The following is a 23117-nucleotide window of genomic DNA, read 5'->3' as shown; positions in this document are numbered from 1 at the left end:
TTTGGGTGTCCTTTGCCGTGTCTAGGGCGATCCTGCCACCCCTTTACGCGAAGGTCAAACGTAACACATTGATATATATGGTTTATTTTGATATAAATGTATCAGTCCAATACGCTTTCGCAGCGAGAAGCGCATTCGAGAAACGTCTGTTTTTGTTGAGGATTGCTGTCACTATTCGCCCGACAGCGATGCACATCCGTGTTAAAAAATTTGTTTTTAAGCGGAATCGCTGCGCCGGTGGAGTAAGCGGCGACGTAAACGCGTATAGATCAGCGCGGAGAAGAAAACGTATTCAGCCTCTTGTTGACTCATATGAGTCGATTTCGCGATGGCCGCTGGGTCATTCCACAACAGTCGGCGACGCAGCCTGGACGTCGGCATGTCGGCGAGACTTCTTATCGCATAGATAAAAGCATCGCTAAGTCGCAGCCGAAGCACATAGCTCGCTTGGGCTCGAAACTGTCGCTCATATCGTTCATATAAATCCGCGTCTACGTCGCGCATCAGTGTGCGATTCGTTCCGAACTCGTGTACGACAACATCGATGGGTGGAAGATAACTGCTCGCGCACCGATGGAAGAGCCGCTTAACAAGTGCGTGAGCTTTTGCAATGCGAGTGTTCGGCATTACATGTCGAAGATTCCGCGCTTCTCCGTCGTGCCATGTGTCGAACAATAAATCCGTAGCCGCTGCTCGCGGCGCTTGTAAAAGGTCACATATCGATACGCTTTGTAGTGCGCATATCTGTAACAACGTTCGCAATGACGGCTTACGCGGTGTACAAGCCTGATTTTGTATTCGCCGGGCTGACGTGAGGCAAGCGGGCGTATCGTCGCTGTACGTTAGTCTGGTATTGATGCCATCAAGAAAGGTCTGATAAGGCTCCTCCAATAAGGGCTCTTCCCCCATCGTTGAGCACATTTCAATAAGCTTGCCTATTTGAAGATCCGTCCATCGCTCGGTATCAGACAGTGTGGCTGTATTGATTGAGTCGGCCAAAGGGCTCCCGCATTCTTGGCAATGGTACCGTCGATCCAAACTCGTCATAGTGAATTGCGATGCCTCGCATACCGAACATTGCTCGGATAATCGGCGTCCATGTCTCGGGCACGCCGAAGCGAGACGCACACTCCACATTAGGGGCTCATACGATGTCTCAACATCCCACTCGGCATAGCATGTAGAGCACCAGCGCCGGTGTGTTAAAGCTCCTCCGAGGAAATGCGGGCCTGCAACATTCTTTAACACCCAAAAGGTGCCATATCGTAGGTGCGATAAGCCGACGAGCCGTTCAAAACTAAAAATCCGATGCTCGGGTCGACCCAGCGTCAGGTCATATCGTTCTTGCGCGATATTCGATTGATCTTTGACTAACTCAGAGTTCGAGTAGGCCATTAAGCGGCTTACCGTAGACCCTGATACCCACGCGAGTCGGCGTAAATAGTGACTAAGAGATTCAACCGCAGAAGTTCCCAGGCCACGCAGGGGAAGCGGCGGTAAAACGGTCCAACGCGACTCGACTTCCGGCTCACGATTCATGATACGAACCTGCGTCATCTAAACCACGCTAGCTGCGCAGTTAATCGCTTTTTTACTCAGCAAATGATGCGGATGCTAGCCGAATGCTACGCATGCACCACCCTCAGGCCATAGGCTTAAACTTACCTGTTCCTCATACGTCGCCCGCCTCAGATATGCGAGTAAAATGGAACACTCCTCAGATCAACGGGGAACCGCTCTGCAAGGAAAAAGCTTATGGGAACGAGGCGGAAACTTATTTCTTCCGGGGAACGAAGCCGTCGCCTCGACGCGGTCAAGCACGCCTGGGCATCAGTTGGACTTGAGGGCTTTAAGATTCCGCCGGAAGAAAAAGAGCGAGCTATGCGCTATGTGAATGGCGAAATAGATCTCGATGAGTACATGACCTCGCCACACGTAACAAACCCGAATTGGGAATGAGGCCGAATTAAAAGGCTATCGCTTTAGACTTGCAGTTGTCCGTTGCTTTCTTAACCAATTGTGACATTGCTAGCTGTGGCGTTGGCATGTCAGGTGTAGCTGAGAAGAAGAATTTGCTTTCTTTGTTCATAGCGGTTTGCAACGAGGTCGCGGCGTCTTGCGATAGTGTCCATCCGAGGCCAATCGGGCCATCTCGGTGCTTATACACCTTCAGCGACACATAGCCGCCGTCAAGTAGACAAACTTGCGCAAGCAGTTGCCGCTTTATGAAAGTGCTCTGGTCCCTTCTCGAACTTTCAAGAGTCGAACCTATAGTTTCCAACTCACCCATACGGTGTTTGTCATTGGCGTCCGCTCCATCATCGGGATCGTTGTTGAGATCAACGATGATCGGATGAAAGTCCTCTTTCTTGTGAGCTGATATCAACCGCACCAGCTCCAACGCTGTTTGTGCCCCAGAGACATCGTCATATCCACCGTCAACGACATGGCCAGCGGTGCTTCCGTTCGAATTGGTGATCAAGCCCGGTGAACTTACAAGCGGAAACCTAGCACTTGCATGAGCCGCTGACAGCAAATCCACGCTTTGGGGAGCTAGTGTCTCCATAAGCATCGCGTCTGGGAAATCCTCCGGCCGAAAGGTCACGGACGAAAAAAGAACGCGCTTACCGGTCTCAACGTGCGTTGCAACGAAAATTAATCGTGGTAATTGACGGCCATCCAAGCTCTTTGGAAAATCTGCGAGAGGCCCATTCAATATTGGTCCAACGAGCTCACATGTTTTCTCAGCGGTCGGTGGTGTGTACCACCCCGTGCCGGTGTGGCATGCCAACGACGAGTACCAAGCGCTCTGTAGAGTTTCGTCCTTGGAGGGAGCAAGCCGCAAAGGAACTAGTTTCTGAAATCCTTCGGTAGACATCATGCGAGCCAACCATGGCCCCAGAAAGTCCGTCGAGAGCTCTTCCTTGGACATATTTCCAGCAAGCGCCGGCGGTACAAACGGCGATTGAAAGATGCCGGGATTTGCTTTCCTCGCATCGTTGGCGGCAACGTAATTTGCCATGAAAGCAGCGGCACCTAATGCGCCTCCCGAAACACCCACAATGGCGTAGGTTCTGGAGATTAGATCTACAGATGGCAAGCTGAGAACTTCCAAGCCTGACACCGTCCAGTAAGAGGCGCGAATCCCACCACCCTCGCCTAGTACAATAATCGTGGGTTCTGGCGAACTTGAGCTTCCCTTATTCCAAGCGTCGTAATCGTCCCCGATGCTCACATCTCTAGTATCACTGGGCGTGCTCGCTAGCGTGCCACTTACCGTGTTTACTCGACCTGCCACCAAAGCACGACCGGTACAAAATGCTAACGACCCAGTCAGCGCGGCAGCAGCAGCAATTTGAGGTATGCGATGTGGCACCGAAAGTAATGTCGACCAGATTGCGGAAGTAACAACAACCCATGCTCCTATACCAGCGATAAAAACAAGAAGCGAACCCAGTAATAATCCAACCCACGAAGGGAATGCAGCAAACGAAATAAGGATAACTAGAGCTAATACAATTGCCGGCCATTCGCTCGACCATCTCTTCATCGCTTCAGCTTCGGCTTGCCGACCTGTAGCGCTCGATTTGTTCGATGCGGAGGGAAGAACGCACGTCACCACAAGCGACACGAAGATAAACGCCACTGCTTCCAAGTCGGCGCTGTTGCGATGATATTTGTTTATGGGATCAAGATAACAAAATTCTGTGTAAGCAATAAGCACCGGCACAATGTAAGCGCTCTTCGCACTAACGATGTACTTGCGAAGCAAGTTCTTCGATCCTGTATTTGTTCGCCATTGCGCGAACAAACCAACACCTATCAAAACAAGAAACAGCACGCCTAGCTCGTAAAACCATCTGACGACAAACCCGTTGTAAACAATTGACGATAAGGTGTCATCTCTCTTGAACGTATACAGGGGCGACAGAGCAACTAACGTCGCCGTGAATCCGGCGAGGCAAGTCACCATAAGCCTTCCGCGCGGCCGAAAATTTGCGAGGTTCAAGCAGCCTTCCTGGAATGGCAACTTATTCCAAGCTGAGAAAGAAAGGCGCGCCGCTGCTGAGAACATGGCGAAGAGATAAGGAAATGCGATGAAAGCAAGAAACGCCACCGATCGCACGGAACGGACGTTGCTCAGGATCTCCCCACCTTGCCCTGTATCCAGCAATTCGCCCGGTAAGCAAGCCAGAACAATCGTTGGCATGATCAACAAAAGTGCGTATACCAGATTCAACAAGAAAGCTCTCATCAATGACGCTCCATCACCATTGCCAGTGCGATATCTGCTCAATCGTCGAGTTGCATATCGGCAACTCGTCGAGATTCTTTAGCACTAACTATAGGTGAGTGATCAAAGCAATCTTCAGGGCATCTGGGCTGCGTAACGGTTTACCGAAGCCATTGTCGCCATTCCCGCCGCTCCCGCCGCTCTCCGGTATGTGAGGTGACCGTAATGACAGAGGCGACCGCGCCAATCAGCGCACCAACCAAAGCTGAAGCAGCGGTATATAAATGTTCATGAGCAGCCCTAAACCCCATTTAAGCGTTGCGCGTACCTGCGCTCGTTTCGATGAATTGTTGGCTATTGAAGATAGCTGCCTTGGCTTCCAGCAGAGCGAAGTCCAGCGTAAGGTAGACCGCTCGGACCGCTGTTGTGTGCGAAATAGCGATTCCGAGTAAGCCGGCAAAAAAAATCCCAGCTATACCCGTGAAGAGAATGCCGTTTCCCAAGATGGATGGCGCCAAACCAGGAGCCAACACGTGGGCGCTGGCATAGCCAAAGAGCGCCGCCCAGCAAATCCCGATCACGACATTGATGCGCCCTAGTCGGTCGGTGATTTGAGAACGCAATAGAGATGTTCCTGCCTGAAGTCGTTCCAACCGGGTAACATTTGGCGCAGCGTCTAAAATGTAGCTACACAATGAGCGGATGTTCTCCTCTGTTACCCCAGCTGTCACTGTTCTGCTTGGCAACCCAAAATAGACAATACCCACGGCCATTCCCAAAGCAGGCGCAACGGGTTGCCATGAAATGCCTCGCGCTACGATCCAGAAGAAGAGGAGGAGTACCGTCGCAACGAACAGCACTAGGCGAAAGCGTCGTCCCAACATATCGATACCAGCCATAACCAACCAAGGCCCGACCAGAAGGGTATCGAGATAAACGGCAACGCTGTCATTACCCTCTCTTGGCCTCCGAGTCTTGATTACCAATTGCTCCGCGTAGCGGACCGTATTCCGGGCGAGTTCAAATTCCATCGATCGTCCTAAATAAAGCCACCCGATCACTCATGACACATTTCCCTGGAATGTTTGCTTGGCGCGTAGCTCTCACGTCGAGTACCGCTCAGCGCGCATCCACTCAAATGAAGTGTTAGGTAGATTGCGGGAAAACTCCGCCTTTTTCGTCAAATTCTTCAAGTGCATAGTGAATTCGCATGAGCTCATCAACCACAGGTTGCAACACAAACGAAGTATCCAGGATTTTGAATGTGCCTGTGTCTATAAAGAATGCGCGAAAGTAGTGTGTTGGAACACCTTTTGAATCACGAGTTGGCCCGAACCATTCCGGAAATATTCGGCCAACAATGCCATTCTTCAGGTAAGAATCGAGCCTTTCATCTAGATGCTCAACGCTGTTGCGCAAATCTCGATTGTGAAGAGGTGAGTCCTCTGAAATCTCCAGGGCTACTTTCAAATGAGTCGCCCTTCTGTCATGCCCCTTTCGCACCGGCCAGAGGAATCTTGATATAGCGGCCGCGCGAAGAACGATGTTTTGAACATGATCTAGGGCAGCGGAACAGTCAAAACTCAAGGCCTCGCCCTGGCCGGCCTTTTGCGATATCTGATTGACCAAAGAATGAAGGGCTTTGGCAGACTGAAATGCAGACCGCGTACTGAAAAGCATACTTTGGATGTAGAAGGCCTGATATGGGGGCCAGATTCCATCCGAGGAATCCTCCCCTCGTTGTACGACATCACCATTCATAACAGTTAACAGCCGAGTTAAGCGGCGCCATGGGCCAGCGCCTGGACGAACAGGTAGGCTCACTTAGCGAATCGCGCACTAAAAGCATGGCCTTTTAGTCTTACCTGACTTCCGAAAGCCAGTGGTTTACTTCTCGAAGCAGCAGCTTTTCGCTCTCATGCGGAGGAAGGTCCTGCGCTGCACGCCACGCAAATGAACGTGCCAAGACGTGTCCTACTGGAACTTTCTTGGGAACCTTCGCGTCAATTCCAGCAGAGAAGCCAAAGATGCCGCAGTGATTTGCATGAAACCCCGTAGCGAAAGCAACTGCCTGATACAGGCTGTTCCTATCCCAGTCCGGGCCGAGATGCCGGTATTTGATATCACCGATCGCCATTCCGCCTCCAAACACAAGGTCGGGGTTGATGCTAATACCCGTCTCACCTAAGAGTAATCGCTGCTTTCTCACGTTGGCTCCATGAAGGCCATCAGAGATGATGTTTCGCAATCCATTTTCTATGAGTTCTGGCGTACGAATAAGAAAGGCGCTGCCCGCATAATGTCCTACATTTGCGGAGATACCGCTACTTTCTAAAACTAGCTTTGCTAGCGGGAGAGCTCGACGGTAGCTGGAAGTTAGTCTTGAGAGGCGTACATGTCGATCCGCGGCCTTCAGTTGGCTCACAGATTCCATACGATTGACAACACGATTCGCTGCTCGTCGAATGGGTGGCTCAAACTTGGACCGCGTTGCAATTGATTGACATGCTGCTTTGAGTACTCGATTCAGCGAAGTGTCCTCACCAAGCTCCTCAAACGCACAAGCTGCAACGGGTCGGCCAAGATGATTAGCCATCGCAGTAGACAGAGTATCCAGTCGCCCCCTGACCTCATGCAACTCTTCGACGTACTCACTGTAGTCCCAACGGAGTCCGCGCCGGAGCAAAGCCTCCGACTCAGTGACACACCATAGAGCAAGCAGCTGTGAGTAGTCGGCGCCCGCATCCACGTTAGCCACAGATGATGCGGTACGAGGAGCGATATCACTGCGTCGAATGATATGGGAGAAATGTGATTCCGGGATCTTTGGCCTTACTCGAACCTGCAGGTCACCAAGCCTTACGACTCCAATAACATCACGAAATTTTATGGCGTACTTATCGTCTCCAAGAAGACGAATCTCTACCACGGATTTTTCGGGAGCTGGCCGTTCCTCTCTCCACCACATCGAATTTGCTGCCAGCTCTCTACCAAGCGCACGAAGCAAAGAAAGCTGCTCTATGTTTAGCTGCAGCTCAATTGGAGACGATTCGGTTGCAGTTAACTCAACTAACATTCCGAGGCCAGAATCTCTCGATTGTGTAGTCACCTGCCAAATCCGGCTGATCGAAGAAATACTCCTCAATTAGTGGAAAGAGTTGCCGCTCCCAGATGTCCCTCAAAATGTCCTGGGACATATCTCTCTTCATGAAGAAGGAATGGCCAATTGTATGGTGACGGTCAATGTCACCTGCCAAGGCAGCATTGAGCGAAATTAGGCCATCTGCGACTGCCCTGCTGTCCTGTCCAGTCTTTGAGTAGTAATTCGTCAAGGCTTCACTGTTAGGTGTAAGTTCAAACACGTCAAAGCGGCGACGCAGTGCAGCGTCTATGGAACGGATACTTCTGTCAGCGGTATTCATCGTACCAATGAACAGAAGATTGGAAGGCAACTTGAACTCCTTGGTGTACTGGAGACGAATTGCCTCGTTTCGGTATTCAAATAGGAAAAGTAGTTCGCCAAGAACTTTGGGTAGATTGGCTCGGTTTGCTTCGTCGAGAATGATGACGTATGGACACTTTGGATCATTCAAGTGGCCCGCTGCAGCCATCGAATTAACAACCTCGAGCACAATGCCTGGCGTCAGCTCAAATTGGACACCCGTTGATGTTGCTTTCGGTCGCAACCCCTCGATGAAAGATTCATAGGTATAGCTCGGGTGAAACTGCACGGTGCGGATAGCACTCTTGCGGCCACCTGCCATATAGAGGGCCAACCTCTGGGCGACCCACGTTTTGCTCGTTCCCGGTGGACCTGCCAGAAGGATTTGTGGAGATGGTCCGCTGAGCGTTGCCACCATTTTCTCAAGCAAACTTGCAGGTAGTAACGTTTCTTCCACTAACCATTGAAACTCGAGCGGCTCCTCTTCTGCCTCAGGTTCCATCACTTCGTGCTTTACGGTCGGTGAGATCTCATATGCCTGAGGCACAACATCGAGTTTTTCGTAGACATATCCAAAGGCATTCTGATTCAGTAGATTCGCTGGCGTTGAAAGATCGGTTGCAATCGGAAGCTCATTAGCCCGAAAAGGGCTAATCAACTCGATCGAGGAAATTTTCAGCCACGTTTTAATGCCCTCGTGCACCCCAGGGCCGAATCGCGTGATGTCATGCAATGCGGGCTCAGTGATATCCGGCCATGGTGTCTTCATTCCATTCGCATCTTCTGCGCAAGCAAATGCCGACACGCGCGCACGCGCGACGATTTGGCCTCCGCCTCCGTTTATGTACAGAGTGAAAGGTATCTTCAAGTGTTTCTGAGCTTCTTCCTTCAGCCGGAAACTCCATGCGCTTGCCCACGCCCCTTTCTCTTTGATTTGCTCGGCAGCGGGGTCAATGTCCGTTTTAATAGTCCGCCAAGTACCTACAAGTGCCAGGGGCTCATCTGGTTCTGGCTGCAGAGTCAACCCCGAAGTCACAAGGTGTTCATATGCAGCCAGCATGTGCTCCAAGTCCGCGAATAAAGTGGCATCCTGCGGAATTGCATTGGCAGGATAGTACTTGGCAGCAATCGTCGAGGCCTCATACATCCGTGCCTTCCTATGGCTGGCCCCTAGGTCGGACCTTCCCGATAGATCGAATCCTTTTTCTGCTAGCTCAGGGATTGCCGAGCGAAGCTCCTCGGCTCGCTTCGCAAGAACGTCGAATGCTTTAGCACCGAATTCATGCTCTGTATCAGTGACACCTTGGGCAAGCTTGATATAGAAGCCTTCGCCATCTTCTCGAAACAGGTAGACCACATATGTACCGCGTTGCGTACTGGTAGTTTCTCGCGAGTCTAGAAACGATACCCACGGTATGGTGGCCCAGTTTCCCTTACCGTAGCTAGCGACTACTCGAACAGCCGGCCTGGTCTTCACGGCTGCACTGGCTTCTAGTCCCTTCTTCAATCCATCGAAGTAGTTGTAGATTTCGTGCTTACCGCCAAACTCAAGATTGTGGCGGGCGTAGCTGTAGCGCTCAAGAATCTTGGCGAAGTAATAGCCTACCGATTGTCCATCAAGTGCCGCCGGCATTGCTGACATCCCCTTTTCTTTTTGACAGATCAGATTGACAGATTCGAGAGGCCTAATGTCCCAGCCAGGTGGCGGTTGGATAACAGAGCGAGCCGTCCGCATCGGGCCAATCTTCGAATCGCCCCTTTCGCTCGAGGTAGGCTCATGCCGATCCATTGCGCAGCGAATCATAGATCGCCCGTTTTACGGCTCCCAACATTTCGTCGCGGTAGCCCTCACGATCAAAATTCAGAAGAACGGCTTCACTTACGTCGATCTTTAGTGTCTCTTTCCAAATGGCGAGCAAGTCTGGGGACCAGTGGTATACGCATTCCGCGAATCGGGAAAAATGGCCCATGTGCGGGACATAACGCTCGTCAAGCATGAAAGTTCGAATCGAGTTGTCGGCCTTACCCGCTGTAGAGGCGCCTCCAATGTGCCTAACTTTGATCTCCAAGTCAGCCGTTGGCGCCGATCTCCAAGCAAGGTAGGCATCCAGATCAAAAACGAAATCTATAACCTCCTCATCCTCGAACGGATGAAGATGTGGATTCGTATGGAAGTTTATCGAGCCTTTCAACGATGCGTTACACGTATAGCAAGAAGGAACCAAGTTGAACAATGAAAGCGACAGATATGGATACTCTGCTTTCGGATAGAAGTGATCGATCGTTGGACGGAAGCCCCTTCCTCTGTGGCCTCTCTGGATTGTGAATGCAAAGGATTGATGGCAATACGGGCAAAGCGTTTGATTTGCCAGCTTGCAAAGATCGTAGGCATTCCAACCTATTGCGTCCTTGTTCGTAAAGGCATCATAGTTGAATACGCGCGACGCTTCCTTATGGAAGGTTTTTAGGCCATCCCCGCTCAGTGCCGCAGCTTCAACTTTATTAATCAAGCCTCTAAGAGTGGCGGGCGAGCCCGTTGCAAGGTCTTTGGCATGTTGCTTAAGTAGATCTTTTAGCGTCTGGCTAGTTAAAGCGCTCTTACCGACCAGTTGTTCGGCCATTGCGATTTTTTCGAGGACATACGCTCGATGCTTTTTTTTGGCAGCGTCCCAAACATCCTTCATCGAAATAATCATTGACTCACGCTCCCACGCCCTCGCGATACTTTGATCATGCGACGGATCACTGGGTCGTCGATCAGGCCCAAATGATATTGAGAGATCGGTTGCCCTGAGGCCGCTAGTTCAGCCCATTTTCGAAGCTGACGCTGAGCGAATGTTCCTAGCGCACCAGCATCGCTCGTATGACGAACCACTGCCTCCAAAGGAGCGCCAAACGATACCAATGGCTCGTGTGGCGTGGACACCTCATCTTCGTCGAGCACCTCATCAAGTCGCTCACGCCCCAGCCGGTAAATACAATCACGTGGAAAATCGGATACTAGAATAGGAGAGTGCGTGGTGAGTATGACCTGGACCGAAGCAAAATACGGCTTGATTGTGGCGACGAAATGATCAACGAAGTCGACATATCTCTGTTGCCACGCCGGATGTAGGAAGACGTCACCCTCATCGATCATGATTAGTAGCGATCGATTACTTGGGCGCCCGGCACGATTCAGTCTTTGGACGGCCCTTTCGAGAAGCGAGTACTGAAGCGCCAACGCGGCGAGGCCAGAACTCACGCCGCCAAGCTCCAATGAAGCCAGACCATCGATCGTCTCTTCGGCGAGTTGCTGATTTATAGATCCAGTGAGTTGGTAACGGTCCGAATGAAGCTCTATATCGTCCACGGCCACGCCCAGCTCTGCTAGGCGCCCCAGAGCGTAGCTTAGCTGCATAAATATCTTATCCGACGTTTCATGCGACTGCTTGGTGCCGTACAAACACTGAAGCAAAGTCAGTGCATATCCATTCGATACAAGCTCACCATCGAGCGAATGAATTGCTCGCAGCAAATTATTGTTGTTTGGTAAAAAGAAATTTTGAGTGTAACCCGCGTCCAGTCGGCTTCGCAGCCGGTCCAGAATTCGCTCCGTGAGAACCTCCTCCATCTTTATGAGCTTATTCATAAGTTCGGAGAAATTACGATTTATCGACAAAACAGGCGTACTGCTTTGCGCAGATTCGAGCTCTTTTCGGGCCGTTTCGACTCGCCTCATGACGGACTTCAAACTAGCATTCGCTTCAATTATTTCGGGCGATCGCCTCATCGCACCAACAAGCCGGTCGAAACCGATCTTTGGTTGCACCGTTAGCCTTAGGACAACTGGAGCTCTCCCTCCAAAGTATTCATCAACATGCCTCATTTGTTTGAGTGTGACTTTGGGGTTTTCTCGGCGACGATTAAGCGTTTGCAGACTCAGACCGTGCCCATTCAGAGCATGCTTTCCGAAATGTGAGAGGGTCAGGTAGATCGCTGAGACTTTGCTTAGTGGTCCATCGCTCGCGATGACCTTTGGGTCACGATCTTTTATGGCTTCACCAATCCTTGTCATTAGGTGTGTCTTGCCTGCCCCATTCGGCCCGACAATTAACGTCATCGAATCTGCGGCAAATAGGTTAAGTGTTGGGTCAGCAATAACCTCCTGCGGAACAAGCGATATCTCCTGATCGTTGAGGCGTATAAATTGAATCATGCGACTTGTCTCGTGGAAAACTGCGTGTTGAATAAAGGAACTCGATGGGAAATCCCCGTATCGCCATAGCCGAATGTCACATTCGCCTGTGATTTTCAGCGGAAGCTTCATACGTGCGCGGATAAAACTATTGCTGAAAAATCGCCATGGCGAAGGGATTCCACTACGGGCTTATCAACCAATAGGCTCTTGTCGCACCACCTTGCCGGGCGTAGTTGATGCCAAATGCCATGAGATCGGCAAGGTGAGGCCCAACCAACGATTGCCGGATGCCGGGCTGGACGCCAATGACAGCAAATCCCAGTTTGGTCGTGCTCGTGCTCGTTAGCAGCGTGCGCAGCATCGGTAGATCGCCACGCACGAATCTAGAAGGCGATGCATGTCGGTGATCCATGCGATCCTCTATGTGATCAAGCAGTGTTGCTACGTCGCAATAGGAGACTGATTTCACCAGTTGGCCTGCGACCTCGTACACATCGCCCACACGCCCCCCGCTCGGCTGCCCTCCTGCAGCTTTGCAGTGGTAAAGCGCGACCTCTACCTCTCCGGTCGGCGTAGAAATCACGGCGATGTAGTCTGCCGCCTCCCCAGTACGGTGGTCGTAGAAAAGGGCAACTAGATTCGGAAGGGTTAGTAGGTGTTGTTCTAAGTATTCTTGAACTGTTAGCTGACCGGCGAGCTTCTGTCGTTGCCGGAGAGCCGCTTGAGATCCATTGTTCGGCACAAACTCTACTGTGACGTCGCATCCGGTCCATATAAGCGCCTTCATGTCATCGGGACCTAAGGCGACAGCTTGCAGCCGCGGCGCCGACATCAAATTCATACCTTCAAATGATGATTTGTCGGCCGAGTAGAACAGCGGCGGGTGCTCACACAGCCAATCAGAAAATAGCATCCACGAATCGGTTGCCGACTCCAGCTCGACATCGAACCCTCCATTCAACAATGTAGTCATGCGCCCTTGCCCGATGGCAAAGCGCATCTCCAAATCTGCATTGTCCGAAACTATCTTGAAGAGAAGCTCCAGCTTGTTAGGACTGGTTTTGAAGTCGGTTAGCTCCATATCCGTCAATCGTCGATAGAAAAATTGTGCTCCTGGCGCCTTGCGGTATCGCACTTTGGGGTTCAACTTGAACGCCACCCTTGACCAGGTGGCAGCAATGACAAGATCCGGCACCTGCCGCAGCGTCGTTGCTGCTCGAACGATGTCGAGCTGTGTCTCCGCGAATGGAGTGGTACCAACAAGCCGCGTATTGATTCGTTCTACCCAGTCGAGGAACTCGGCGACTGTCAACCGTTGATTGCTCCATATCCGAGAGCTGCTGCTTGCTCCAATGGTTTCCTTATCATTGCCGATCATGCCACTGCCGAAGAAATGACCTTGAGAGTATGCACGCCCGTCTCCAGCTGTGACGGCCCGTTCTGCTGCCGGGCCAGTCAGGGTGCGATATGTCTCAGCTTGCGAATTAAGGGTCGTATTCTTCAAGCCAACGTTGTAGAAGCGAACCGATTGGAGCCCTGCGCGGGCACGGCTCGTTTCCTCATAGCTCAATGCTCTGTATTTCTTTTCGCACACCTTATCCATTAGCCCGAGATAGATCTTCTCCGTCCTGCGCGTCGAGCCAATGTAGCAGTGCCGCGAACTAGGAAAATAGACAAGCAAGAAGGCATCGTGGCGAAGATTGACAAGAACGTTGGAGGTCGCCCAGTTGGGCGGGTTCTCGTCGGTGGTCAGCACGAGACTGACGGCTCCATCTTCAGAAGACCATTGCTTTACGATTCGCAGCTGCCGTCCGACTGTTTCGCCAATCAGTGCGAAGTCCGGTACCTCTGAACAATGGAAAACTCGTACGTGCGCGTATAACTGTAGTGCAAGCGGTGAGACAGCTTCATAATCCGATTCAGCTACCTGCTTCACAGGGAGGCGCTCTAGAACCGCTTGCTCGTCTGCATCGCCGGCCAACTCCTCCAGAGCGGCCTCATCAATCATGCGCGCTATGTTCACACCTTCCCGAAGCAGTGAACTGTTAGCGTCTTGAACTCTCGACATCGGTGCAATGAGAGTGGCTTGACCAGTCGTTGCGTCAACTCTGGCGAAACGCCCGATAAATTGAATGGTTGGCACTAACGAGCGATGCGGCGCATGCAGGGCAGCTACTTTTAGCTTTGGAAAGTCGTAACCTTCCCCGAACATGTCGACACAGACAATTCCTTGCAATTCACCACTGATAAGGCGGCGCTCGCAATCTTCCTGTCTTCTCTTACTAAGTTTGCTGTCAACGGCTTCGACCTCTACGCCAAGGCTACGATAAACCGGCACTAGCAATCGCGCCGCGTTGATGCTCGACGCTCGTACGAAGAGCCGATGGTCATAGCCTGCTTGAGTGTCGGCGCGAAGCTGCGCTACCGCCGTCTCTGCGATTACTCGGTCCACATGGTCGTTATCCAGGGTGTTTTGGACAGGCGCCGCGTGAAAAGCCACGGGCTGGAACGCTCCCTCGTCTACCGCCCGCATAACCGGGTAGCGATAGATCAACTTGCCTGGAATGACGCGGCCATCTCGCCGAAATGGCGTCGCTGTGAGAAAGATGAACCGAGCTTTCTTGTAATGCTCGAGGAACGCTGCCCAAGTTTCTGCAGGGGCGTGGTGTGCCTCGTCAAAGATGATCAGGTCGAACAAGCTACTTGGGGAACCAGGAGCGACCGATGGCGACGAACTTCCTGGTGTCGAAACCACAACATCATTTTCGGCTAACGCATCCCAGTCCGCCGCTGTCACTGGACGGCCTTCATGCCTAAGGACCGTTGGATTCGGGATTGCTTGTGGAATCGCTCCGATACGCCGTAACGTCGATAGCTCCTGGAAGTGGGATGAGACTTGCCTTCTCAGTGCGTCTGAAGGTTCGACTACCAGGACACGATTCGGCGCCATCAATAACGGCAATGCCATCATCACCGAAGTTTTGCCATAGCCCGTGGGTAAACAGACGATGGCCGGTTCGTTCGACACGGAGAGATGCGCTAGTACCGCATGCAAAGCCCCAAGTTGGCCCGCCCGAAACCCCTGATTTGGCGTTGATTCCTGGGCGGCCAGATTGAGCCTGCCCCTTTGCTGGGTGAAAAAGTTCGGCATCCTGCCCTCCGCACCTAAATGGACTGAGGAATTTTTAAGCAACCTTTATGCCGATAGCGGGATATTGCGCCGACCTGGGGGCTAAAGGGGTGGGGCTTTGACCGTCACCACACTCATAGAGGGTAAACGACCCTTATTGCGAGCCGGCCCGCAGGCCATGACCTCGCGTTCCCTCTGCGATCCAATGTCTTTCCCTTAGATGTCTAGATATCCCCTTAAACCACCCTGATTCCGCCCTCTGAAGCGTGAACGTTACGTCAAGGCCTAATTGCTGAGGCTCTCTCCGCAGAGACGCCTACGGTCGTCGCGGAAACAACCATGTACAGACTATGGAGTCACTGTGGGCATTGGCGTCGATGCCAGGCAGGGAGTAACTCATTGGTACACCCCCGATTGCCTCATTGCCGTCCGTGTAGTGCATTGAGTTCTAACGCCTGAGTTAAGCGGCGCGCGGATAGCGCGTCCGCTTGGACGAGTAGTTAGGGTGCATGGCTGATAACCCTAATTGCAAGAGCAGAGTCGTAGACTTTGCTGGAAAGCTCACTGAGGTGATCCATGCCTGCGATGATGCCGAAAGAACCATCGGCATTTGCTCGGACTGGAGCGTAGTCATTAAAGCTGCCAGCACCGCCATAGACGTGTTTGACTGAACCAGAAAGCTCGTTTAGATCGCTTTGAGTAAAACCTTGGCTGAGCAGAAACGCTGCCCGCTGTTGGCATTTTGCGAAGTGCTTGTGCCATTGGCATAGCGGGTCTTGAGTGAGCACTAGCAGTAGCTCGCCAAGACGAACATTCAGTTCTTCCAATTGTTCGCGACGATGGTTCATACACCCTAACGCCTGAGTTAGGAGGCGCGCGGTACGCGCGTCCGCTTGGACGAATTGTTAGGCCTCGTATTGCGGTAGCGTTTTGGAACGCTACTCCGGCCACGCGCGCCTAAACCAAGGAATGGCAAACAGGGTACCGAATGACAATGCAAAACACACGGGAGCCGCAATTAGCCAGCCACCGTGCCAAAAGCCCCAGGCAGGCATAAAGCCCGAGACATCTAAAAGCCACGCGGACACAAGAAACAAAAAGATACTCAGAACGAGAGATACGATGATGTGGATGAGTATCTTCATTGAGGCCTAACGCCTGAGTTAAGCGGCGCGCGGTACGCGCGTCCGCTTGGATGAGTAGTTAGGCCTGCTCGCCGAGACCGCTGGCGAGCAAGCGCCCAAGAGGCCGCGAAAAGATGAGAACAAGCAGGCAAATGACGATGTAGCCGACATTGCCAATAATTGTGTGCATTGGGTAGTGCTGAACACTAACGCCGACAGCCAGTTCTATGCCGTACGCAGACCAAGAAAATGTAATAAGAACAAGCCAGAAGGTAGCGATGACTCGCACCAGCAATATTGCGAGCCTTTCGTAATTGATCATGCCCAACATCCCCTGTTGCCTAACGCCTGAATTTAGCGGCGGCGGAACGCCGTCCGCTGGAATGAATTGTTAGGCTACCGACAACTTTGGACAAGTAGCCCTGCAAGTTGCAGAAGAGAACCAAGCGTGATGAAGCCTAAGCCGAGCCACATCGCAGCGTTTCGCTTTCTTTCCCAAGCTATGAAAGTGCCAAGCTTATGGACTTTTCCGCCACCACCGTACGGAACGCTAACTCCGTGTGTCTCGCCATGAAACTTTGCAACTACCTCATAGGCCACGAGCCACGCACCAATGAGCACAAAAATTATGCCGATCCCCGATAGACAGACGGCCATACACGGTTCCCTTGTTATGACGCCTAACGCGTGAGTTAAGCGGCGCCAGAGGCGTCCGCCTTGAATGAGTTGTTAGGCATAAGTAGCACGACCTCAATCACTCCTGCCACTTTGGCAAGCCGCAATGAACGCAACTGCGCGCGAACGGCCAGTAGTACCAAAAAGTCTTGAAGAATTGATTGTGACAGCGTGGGCAGCGGAAAAACTGCAAATGCCCAGATGCGCAAATAAACCCGAAAATCCAGCAGAGCCCAATAGCTAGAAAAAGCCAACTCGGAGCGGATGTAAGAGATATCGCGTAAGCCAGTGAAGCAGCGATCACAAAGCCCCCGAGCCACACGACATAGAACAGCCGTACTCGCCTCCGATAATCACGCCAAGCATCAATGTGTGAGTAGCTGTTCATGACGCCTAACGCCTGAGTTAAGCGGCGGCGAAGCCGTCCGCCTTGGACGAATTGTTAGACTACCGCCTGTTTAGCGCGCCAATTCGCGATCTTTCTGCTTGTGAATGCGTACTGTCCAGGATGCGGTGTGCCGGTACAAAGTAAAAAGTTTTCAAGAGCGCGGGTGAGCATAGCGGCTGCCTCATGCTCGAAATCAATGTGTAGATCTTGGCCCGAGCATATGTGCTTCAGTTCATTCTTGGCGCGATTGCGGAGCTGTGCAAAGTCACTTTCTTTAGCGTCGTGACCCCAGACCACCTTGAAGGTGTCAAGGAGCTCACGGAGCGTCCGCTTGAGTGAGGGCTCTAGACCTTTTTCCTCAGCGATCTTGCCAAGCAACTCTTCAGCAGCGCCAGCTAACGTGATGACGGCCGGGTACTCTTGACCCTGCATGTAAAAACGCAGAGCAACCTCAAGCTGAGAACGGGCGAGCTCTTGCTTTGGAATGCACTCGTATACAGAGGAAGTCATAGCGGTCTAACGCCTGAGTTAAGTGGCGCGCGGTACGCGCGTCCGCTTGGACGATTAGTTAGATTACCCCTTACAAGCCAATCTTTGCCAAACGCAATTTGGACGCTTCTTGGTATGCAGCGAAATAGGAAGCAGGTTGCTCAAAAACTAATGCTTTGTTGTCATGGAGAAAACGCACCATGCTGGTCAGGTCGTACATTTCTTGACCATTTGTTGTATGGGACGCATGCGCTTGGGCTTGATACTCCGGTGCGAGCATGTGAGCTAGCAAGCCAAGCTCAAATGTTTCGCCGTATGCATTCCGGAGCGATATAGATAAACCAGCATAGTGAGGTTCGCTTGTAACCCGCAGCGTATGAGTGGCGCTTGAAAAAGTGGCACCGTAGTCTCGATTTTCGATTAGTACAAGCCCCAACGCAGCAAGCTGTTGCTCGACTTGCTTTATGGCAACACCAGCAGGACCAATCATTGTGCGGCTCCAATCAATTTTCGAGCGAATGTGAGCACAATCTAACGCCTGAGTTAAGCGGCGCCGGAGGCGTCCGCCTTGAATGAGTAGTTAGGCGCCACGGCGCCTCCACAGCAGGACCCCGCCATCGCGCTCTTTGACAAAGCCGGGGCACTTGCCGTCACCGCTACCGGCGATACCACCGTCAGGGTGACAAATAATATTGCCATTGACGTCGTAGAGCTTACTCATGATGTCGCAGCACGCAAGTCGCGGAACGTAAAACACCATTGCATCTCTGTAGCGATATTTCCAAACGGAGTCGGGCGAGCTTCCGGGGGAGGCAGATTTGTATTGCGCGATGAGCTTTATGACGAAAGGTGGCGCATCAGTCTGCGCAGACGCGCCTGCCGCGATAGTGAGCCCAAGCAGAACTATTGGTAACCGACGCGTCATGAGTGGCACCTAACTACCTAATAGGCGGACGACGACGTCCGGTTATACATCCTTGCCGCCTTTCTGAACGCGGCCGATAAACGACTGATTCCGCACAACTCTATCGACTTGACGTCCGGCTAACAATCCGCCGCAAAGACGGCGTGGCCACGACTGCTTTCCAGCTAGTGTCTAGGTCTTTGACCCCACTGGAGCGACCGTCATGGGGACTAGTGTCCGAATCCGCCAACGCCCCTCGCCTGATGGACCAGGTATCCATTGTCTGTCGGCGGCGACATCTGAGTCGCCGTACTGAAGAGGCTTACCGGTTCTGGATACGCCGATACATTTATTTTCACGCGAAGAGACATCCTTCTGACGTTGGTCCGACGGGCATCGTCGCTTTCGTCAATGATCTCGCGGCTCGGCAACAAGTAGCTGCGTCCACTCAATCCCAAGCGTTCAATGCTTTGCTTTTTCTGTATCGGGACGTACTCGACATACCGATTGGGTCATTAGTCGGCTTGCGCCGCATCCAACGGATGCAGCGGTTACCGGTCGTCTTGAGCATGGATGAGGTGCGTTCCATCCTTCTGCACATGGTTGGAACCCCGCGTCTTATTGCAGAGCTACTTTACGGAACAGGCTTGCGGGTTACGGAGGCCATGACACTGCGTATTAAGGACATAGATTTTGGAGCACGTACGATCACCGTTCGCGCGGGCAAAGGCGGCAAGGATCGCACAACGTTACTGCCCTGCAAGCTTCGGGAGCCCCTGCAGAGGCACGTGCTCCGGATCCTGGCGCTCCACAAGCAAGACTGCTTACAGGGGCGCGGTTACGCGCCTCTGCCGGGCGCGCTCCATCGCAAATACCCACGAGCTTCTCGTAGCCCAGCATGGCAGTTCGTCTTTCCCTCGAAGGTAATCCGTACCTGCCCCGAAACGGCAAGGCAACTTCGTTGGCATGCGTCCGAGACCATGGTTCAGCGTGCCTTCCGAACCGCACTGGGCCTTGCTGAGGTCCGCAAGCACGCGAGCGTACACACCCTTCGGCATTCGTTTGCGACCCACCTGCTGGCCGATGGAACGGATATACGGACCATCCAGCTGCTACTAGGTCATCGGAGCCTGAAGACCACGATGATCTATACCCATGTTGAGCAGTCCGTCCGTGATACGACCAGCCCACTAGACCGGCTTTAGTGTCGTTCCATTGCACACACTATGGGGTTATATCGAGTCACTTTTGCAAATTTGCTCAATGCGTAACTCATTGAGCCAAAAGAACACGTACAGACTATGCGTCTTAATAGACGCCATAGTCTGTGTCGGCAGGGGGTTAAATGCACAAACTATGAGGCGCTAAAACGTACAGACTTTGGAGATCTGTCCATTTTGGGCGGAACTCCATAGCCTGTATCGCATGCCCGAATTGAAGAATGTCGCACGGGCACGCACTGTTTCTTGATGACCCAGTGACGACCAATCGCATGACTGACGACTTCATACAAAGCTTGCCGAAACTATGAGCTCCAGCTCACGCATGCAGTCAGCGCCACCTCTCGCGCTGACTGCATGCGTCTACGTTTGTTTGAGCGCGGCTCAATGACGCTTCGAAAACGCTCGCACGAATTGGCCGCCGGGTCCGGATTTCTTCAAAAGTCGATTGACGGCATCGGCTGCGGGGAAATTGGATTCCAGGCAATTTGGCGCGGCCTGTGCAATCGATTCGCCCGCGATTTGCTTCACAGGGGTTGCTAGAAAGGCGTGCATCTCGCCCTGGTGCGGCCCGCTGCATACGATGGCCATGCCTCCGATTTGTCCGCGGTTGTTGATCTTGGCGGCGAAGGTCGCGAACAGGCTGGAACTGGCAGGGAACAACGTGTTGAGATCGGTCATCACGCCGTTCTGCCAGATGAAGGCATGCGACCAGTAGAAGTTGGCGTTCCACTCGCCCCCGACTACCTGGCCCTGGTTGTTGTTGCCGAAAGCTAGGCCCGCGGCATCCCCCGGCAGCAGTCCGAGCACGGTGGTGAGTTGGGTGGTGCCTGTGCCTTTGACAATCTGCCAAATCGCGCCAGTTTGGGTCGTTCCGTCAGCACTACCGACTGTTCCAACAATTTGGCCTTCGTCGTTGATGTTCTCGGCGAAGCCGCCGGTTCCGAGGTCCGCAAGCGCAGACGCCGTGCGGTTTTCCCACACTATGCCGTGAATGGGTCCGCTGCAGTTTCCCGAGTAGCCGACGGCCTGACCACGATTGTTGATCCAAAATGCGAACCCGTCTGGATCATGATCTACCGTAGGGAGAGCGTGGGCGTTGCCGTTTTCCCACAACACCGGCAATTGAACCCGATTATTGACGGTGCCCGCCTGACATGAGGGGTCCACGGCACCGTTTTCTGCCATGCCAACGATTTGTCCAAGGTTATTGATCGCGCTCGCCTCCCCGTTATTTCCGCCTAGGGTTGGGAGGGCGCTCATATGGAAGGGCTGCCACAGAAACGGAAGACACGTAAGGTGAGTGCCGAATCCGCAAATGTCTTCGCCGTTCGGGTCCGGGACAGCCGTTTCGGAATCACCCACTACCTGCGCGAAGTCGTTGATCTCGCCAAAGTTCATCCAACTGTTCGGTCCGCCGAGCGTGCCGAGATCGACGTAGTATCCGTCGACGTTTATCAGTGCGCGTCCGTTTAAAGGTACCCCGGATAGCGAATCCCCCTGCCCGGGTAGAAAGTTGCCAGCCATGATCTCCGACCAGCCCTCGTCGTTGACGGACATGATCATCGAATAATTGTCGTTCTTCGGAACGCCCAGATCGGTCACTTGGTAGCTCACCTGAGCGAAGGCATTGCCAAAGCAAGTCAGAGCAAACATCGAAGCGCACGGTATCCAGAGATTGCGCAGCTGCTTGAACATGTTCATATTTTTGCCTCCCACGAAGTTTCAGTCCCAGCCCCCAGGTTCCTGACAACGCAGCCGTTACACGCGAGCGCCCGTTGGACGGATCTCGCGCATAACAACTGGTACATTGATACAACTGGTTAGATTATGCAACTGGTTTTAAAGTCGTAGAATGGGGCTGGAATGGCCATTCAAGTGGGAAGCAGCGTGCGCACGAGTCATCGATCCGAATGCGTCATCAACCAAACGCTCGAAGTGCTTGGCGATCAATGGACTTTGCTCGTCATCCGCGACATCGTTTTCGTTGATCGAAGGCATTTCCGCGAACTCCTGACCAAATCTTTGGAGGGAATCGCATCGAATATCCTTGCCGACCGACTTCGAAAGCTTGTCGAACAAGGGATCATTACCAAGTCCGATGACCCGACCCATAAACAGAAAGCGATTTATAGCCTTACGGAGAAAGGCATCGCGCTGGTTCCTCTTCTGTTGGAAATGGCCGCATGGGGGGACGAGTATTTGCCCGAGTCTGAGTTATGCGGTCTGGCTCGCACCTTGAAAGAAGGCGGGCCTGACATGCGTGCAGCATTTATGGATGAACTTCGGAAAACACATCTTCCGGCATAAGGTTGAGATGCTGAGCTAGTACCAGCTCCCGACAAGCATTTGTGTACTAGCAAATTGTTCGTCGCTCTATGCACCTCGGATGACGCCGCGTAACCGTTACCACACCACGACATCTCATCACGGCTCAGAAAAAGCAAAGCCTGAGGCTGCAGTCTCGCACTCGAGGTTTAATTCAAGTGCGCCGGAACGACATCGTCAGCAACACAGACTCGAGCTAGTCGGATTTCACACGAGCCCAGGAGCGGCCATCCGTTTCGCGTCTATCGATGAAGCCCGTGACGCGGCCATTCGCGTCGCGCTGAAAGACACGACGCAGATACACGTTATCCGATTGAAAAAGCACATCGCGCGTTTCAGCCATCAGTTCAGTAAGAGGCTCTCCCGCTCTTCCTCCGACAATACGATTGCCATCTCGCTTAATAATGTAAGTAGCATCGGCATTGCGATAGGTGCCGACCAGGTCATCGATTTGCTGAGATGTCAGTACGACGGGAGGAGGGTTAATCCTGATGCGATCGGTATGCACTATTCGCAGTCGCCATTCACCATGAACACGCTGCCAGGTCTCGGTCATAAGAAGATGGGAATTTCTTTCGTCCACGCCACCAGGGCGCTGCGGAACGTCGTCTTGATGAAAAACCTGTGCCGTGTCGCCAATGACTTTCACTTCATAGTTTCGAATGATGAGTGGCATTAATCCGTCATCTGCAAGTTGGTTCAAAAACTGATCGCGACGTGAGACTTCGCCTTCCTCGACGTACATGAAATCAGATGTGGTAAGTCGAGCCCAGGTATTTCGATCGCCGCGATGAATAGCGGTAAGCAGCAACTCATCGTTGGAATAGAGCACCTTTCTTACATAGGTGGGCGCATCAACGGCCTGGGCGGACGATGTTTTAATCTGCGCCGTGCAAAATAGACAACCGACAGCCATAACGCAGCGTTGCCCGATCGCGGCCTTGGACTTTTTCATTGATGCATTCCTCGTAGTCATGCTTGTAAACGGATCACTCACGAGCGC

The 23117-nt window shown here is 52.6% G+C and carries 19 protein-coding genes; 3 read left to right on the top strand and 16 right to left on the bottom strand.

The window, feature by feature from the left end:
* Nucleotides 1-216 precede the first annotated feature (216 nt).
* Nucleotides 217-1539 (bottom strand): TniQ family protein, encoded by a 1323-nt coding sequence (locus EKH79_RS19215; protein WP_158621255.1) that lies wholly within the window; start codon nt 1537-1539, stop codon nt 217-219.
* A 216-nt stretch (nt 1540-1755) separates the two neighbouring features.
* On the opposite strand from EKH79_RS19215, the gene EKH79_RS14080 reads away from it, so the two are divergent.
* Nucleotides 1756-1959 carry an antitoxin VbhA family protein gene (locus EKH79_RS14080; protein WP_126674482.1) on the top strand — a complete coding sequence of 68 codons (204 nt, stop codon included), beginning with the start codon at nt 1756-1758 and terminating at the stop codon, nt 1957-1959.
* A 7-nt stretch (nt 1960-1966) separates the two neighbouring features.
* On the opposite strand, the gene EKH79_RS14075 is transcribed toward EKH79_RS14080, so the two are convergent.
* The 13 genes from EKH79_RS14075 to EKH79_RS19210 form a co-directional block, all read right to left on the bottom strand.
* Nucleotides 1967-4255, bottom strand: coding sequence for a patatin-like phospholipase family protein (locus EKH79_RS14075; RefSeq protein WP_126674481.1), 2289 nt, complete (start codon nt 4253-4255; stop codon nt 1967-1969).
* Nucleotides 4256-4545: 290 nt separating this feature from the next.
* Nucleotides 4546-5265, bottom strand: a complete 720-nt coding sequence (locus EKH79_RS14070) for a hypothetical protein (RefSeq protein ID WP_126674480.1) — start codon at nt 5263-5265, stop codon at nt 4546-4548.
* Nucleotides 5266-5380: 115 nt separating this feature from the next.
* Nucleotides 5381-5995, bottom strand: coding sequence for a hypothetical protein (locus EKH79_RS14065; protein ID WP_126674479.1), 615 nt, complete (start codon nt 5993-5995; stop codon nt 5381-5383).
* 100 nt (nt 5996-6095) lie between these two features.
* Nucleotides 6096-7343 (bottom strand): 5-methylcytosine restriction system specificity protein McrC, encoded by a 1248-nt coding sequence (locus EKH79_RS14060; protein ID WP_126674478.1) that lies wholly within the window; start codon nt 7341-7343, stop codon nt 6096-6098.
* A complete protein-coding gene (locus EKH79_RS14055) occupies nt 7300-9309 on the bottom strand; it encodes an MrcB family domain-containing protein (protein ID WP_158621254.1) in 2010 nt (669 codons plus the stop codon). The genes EKH79_RS14060 and EKH79_RS14055 overlap by 44 nt, the downstream gene beginning before the upstream one ends.
* Nucleotides 9310-9451: 142 nt before the next feature.
* A complete protein-coding gene (locus tag EKH79_RS14050) occupies nt 9452-10372 on the bottom strand; it encodes an HNH endonuclease (RefSeq protein WP_126674476.1) in 921 nt (306 codons plus the stop codon).
* Nucleotides 10369-11874, bottom strand: a complete 1506-nt coding sequence (locus EKH79_RS14045) for an AAA family ATPase (protein ID WP_158621253.1) — start codon at nt 11872-11874, stop codon at nt 10369-10371. The genes EKH79_RS14050 and EKH79_RS14045 overlap by 4 nt, the downstream gene beginning before the upstream one ends.
* 163 nt (nt 11875-12037) lie before the next feature.
* Nucleotides 12038-15007 (bottom strand): DEAD/DEAH box helicase, encoded by a 2970-nt coding sequence (locus EKH79_RS14040; RefSeq protein WP_126674474.1) that lies wholly within the window; start codon nt 15005-15007, stop codon nt 12038-12040.
* A 479-nt stretch (nt 15008-15486) separates the two neighbouring features.
* Nucleotides 15487-15834 carry a DUF6966 domain-containing protein gene (locus tag EKH79_RS14035; protein WP_126674473.1) on the bottom strand — a complete coding sequence of 116 codons (348 nt, stop codon included), beginning with the start codon at nt 15832-15834 and terminating at the stop codon, nt 15487-15489.
* 355 nt (nt 15835-16189) lie between these two features.
* Nucleotides 16190-16432: a hypothetical protein gene (locus EKH79_RS14030; protein ID WP_126674472.1), complete on the bottom strand. Its 243-nt coding sequence runs from the start codon at nt 16430-16432 to the stop codon at nt 16190-16192.
* 795 nt (nt 16433-17227) lie between these two features.
* Nucleotides 17228-17683 (bottom strand): hypothetical protein, encoded by a 456-nt coding sequence (locus EKH79_RS14025; RefSeq protein ID WP_126674471.1) that lies wholly within the window; start codon nt 17681-17683, stop codon nt 17228-17230.
* 70 nt (nt 17684-17753) lie between these two features.
* Entirely contained in the window at nt 17754-18152 is a 399-nt protein-coding gene (locus EKH79_RS14020) for a hypothetical protein (protein ID WP_126674470.1), read from the bottom strand.
* 90 nt (nt 18153-18242) lie between these two features.
* Complete coding sequence (locus tag EKH79_RS19210) at nt 18243-18587, bottom strand: DUF6970 domain-containing protein (protein ID WP_425478506.1); 345 nt, start codon at nt 18585-18587, stop codon at nt 18243-18245.
* A gap of 242 nt (nt 18588-18829) precedes the next feature.
* On the opposite strand from EKH79_RS19210, the gene EKH79_RS14015 reads away from it, so the two are divergent.
* Complete coding sequence (locus EKH79_RS14015; RefSeq protein WP_126675022.1) at nt 18830-19771, top strand: integron integrase; 942 nt, start codon at nt 18830-18832, stop codon at nt 19769-19771.
* A gap of 399 nt (nt 19772-20170) precedes the next feature.
* Here EKH79_RS14015 and EKH79_RS14010 read toward each other — a convergent pair whose 3' ends face one another.
* A complete protein-coding gene (locus tag EKH79_RS14010) occupies nt 20171-21490 on the bottom strand; it encodes a hypothetical protein (protein ID WP_126674469.1) in 1320 nt (439 codons plus the stop codon).
* Nucleotides 21491-21652: 162 nt separating this feature from the next.
* Between EKH79_RS14010 and EKH79_RS14005 the strand changes: the two genes are divergently transcribed.
* A complete protein-coding gene (locus EKH79_RS14005; protein WP_199754335.1) occupies nt 21653-22096 on the top strand; it encodes a winged helix-turn-helix transcriptional regulator in 444 nt (147 codons plus the stop codon).
* 214 nt (nt 22097-22310) lie between these two features.
* Here EKH79_RS14005 and EKH79_RS14000 read toward each other — a convergent pair whose 3' ends face one another.
* Nucleotides 22311-23069, bottom strand: coding sequence for a nuclear transport factor 2 family protein (locus EKH79_RS14000; RefSeq protein ID WP_158621252.1), 759 nt, complete (start codon nt 23067-23069; stop codon nt 22311-22313).
* Between the last annotated feature and the right edge of the window lie 48 nt (nt 23070-23117).

It is taken from the genome of Dyella dinghuensis, assembly GCF_003977615.1.
In the GTDB taxonomy this organism is placed as follows: Bacteria; Pseudomonadota; Gammaproteobacteria; order Xanthomonadales; family Rhodanobacteraceae; genus Dyella_B; species Dyella_B dinghuensis.
The sequence above is the reverse complement of the archived record's forward strand: the minus strand, read 5'-3'. Positions and strand labels throughout refer to the sequence as shown.

What these genes read in the sequence shown, in the direction of transcription:
- EKH79_RS19210 (WP_425478506.1), bottom strand. Translation starts at nt 18,587, where the DNA reads ATGACGCGTCGGTTACCAATAGTTCTGCTTGGGCTCACTATCGCGGCA.
- EKH79_RS14015 (WP_126675022.1), top strand. Translation starts at nt 18,830, where the DNA reads ATGGACCAGGTATCCATTGTCTGTCGGCGGCGACATCTGAGTCGCCGT.
- EKH79_RS14080 (WP_126674482.1), top strand. Translation starts at nt 1,756, where the DNA reads ATGGGAACGAGGCGGAAACTTATTTCTTCCGGGGAACGAAGCCGTCGC.
- EKH79_RS14025 (WP_126674471.1), bottom strand. Translation starts at nt 17,683, where the DNA reads ATGACTTCCTCTGTATACGAGTGCATTCCAAAGCAAGAGCTCGCCCGT.
- EKH79_RS14030 (WP_126674472.1), bottom strand. Translation starts at nt 16,432, where the DNA reads ATGATCAATTACGAAAGGCTCGCAATATTGCTGGTGCGAGTCATCGCT.
- EKH79_RS14075 (WP_126674481.1), bottom strand. Translation starts at nt 4,255, where the DNA reads ATGAGAGCTTTCTTGTTGAATCTGGTATACGCACTTTTGTTGATCATG.
- EKH79_RS14035 (WP_126674473.1), bottom strand. Translation starts at nt 15,834, where the DNA reads ATGAACCATCGTCGCGAACAATTGGAAGAACTGAATGTTCGTCTTGGC.
- EKH79_RS14005 (WP_199754335.1), top strand. Translation starts at nt 21,653, where the DNA reads ATGGCCATTCAAGTGGGAAGCAGCGTGCGCACGAGTCATCGATCCGAA.
- EKH79_RS14000 (WP_158621252.1), bottom strand. Translation starts at nt 23,069, where the DNA reads ATGAAAAAGTCCAAGGCCGCGATCGGGCAACGCTGCGTTATGGCTGTC.
- EKH79_RS14055 (WP_158621254.1), bottom strand. Translation starts at nt 9,309, where the DNA reads ATGCCGGCGGCACTTGATGGACAATCGGTAGGCTATTACTTCGCCAAG.
- EKH79_RS14020 (WP_126674470.1), bottom strand. Translation starts at nt 18,152, where the DNA reads ATGATTGGTCCTGCTGGTGTTGCCATAAAGCAAGTCGAGCAACAGCTT.
- EKH79_RS14070 (WP_126674480.1), bottom strand. Translation starts at nt 5,265, where the DNA reads ATGGAATTTGAACTCGCCCGGAATACGGTCCGCTACGCGGAGCAATTG.
- EKH79_RS14050 (WP_126674476.1), bottom strand. Translation starts at nt 10,372, where the DNA reads ATGATTATTTCGATGAAGGATGTTTGGGACGCTGCCAAAAAAAAGCAT.
- EKH79_RS14045 (WP_158621253.1), bottom strand. Translation starts at nt 11,874, where the DNA reads ATGATTCAATTTATACGCCTCAACGATCAGGAGATATCGCTTGTTCCG.
- EKH79_RS19215 (WP_158621255.1), bottom strand. Translation starts at nt 1,539, where the DNA reads ATGAATCGTGAGCCGGAAGTCGAGTCGCGTTGGACCGTTTTACCGCCG.
- EKH79_RS14065 (WP_126674479.1), bottom strand. Translation starts at nt 5,995, where the DNA reads ATGAATGGTGATGTCGTACAACGAGGGGAGGATTCCTCGGATGGAATC.
- EKH79_RS14040 (WP_126674474.1), bottom strand. Translation starts at nt 15,007, where the DNA reads ATGCCGAACTTTTTCACCCAGCAAAGGGGCAGGCTCAATCTGGCCGCC.
- EKH79_RS14010 (WP_126674469.1), bottom strand. Translation starts at nt 21,490, where the DNA reads ATGAACATGTTCAAGCAGCTGCGCAATCTCTGGATACCGTGCGCTTCG.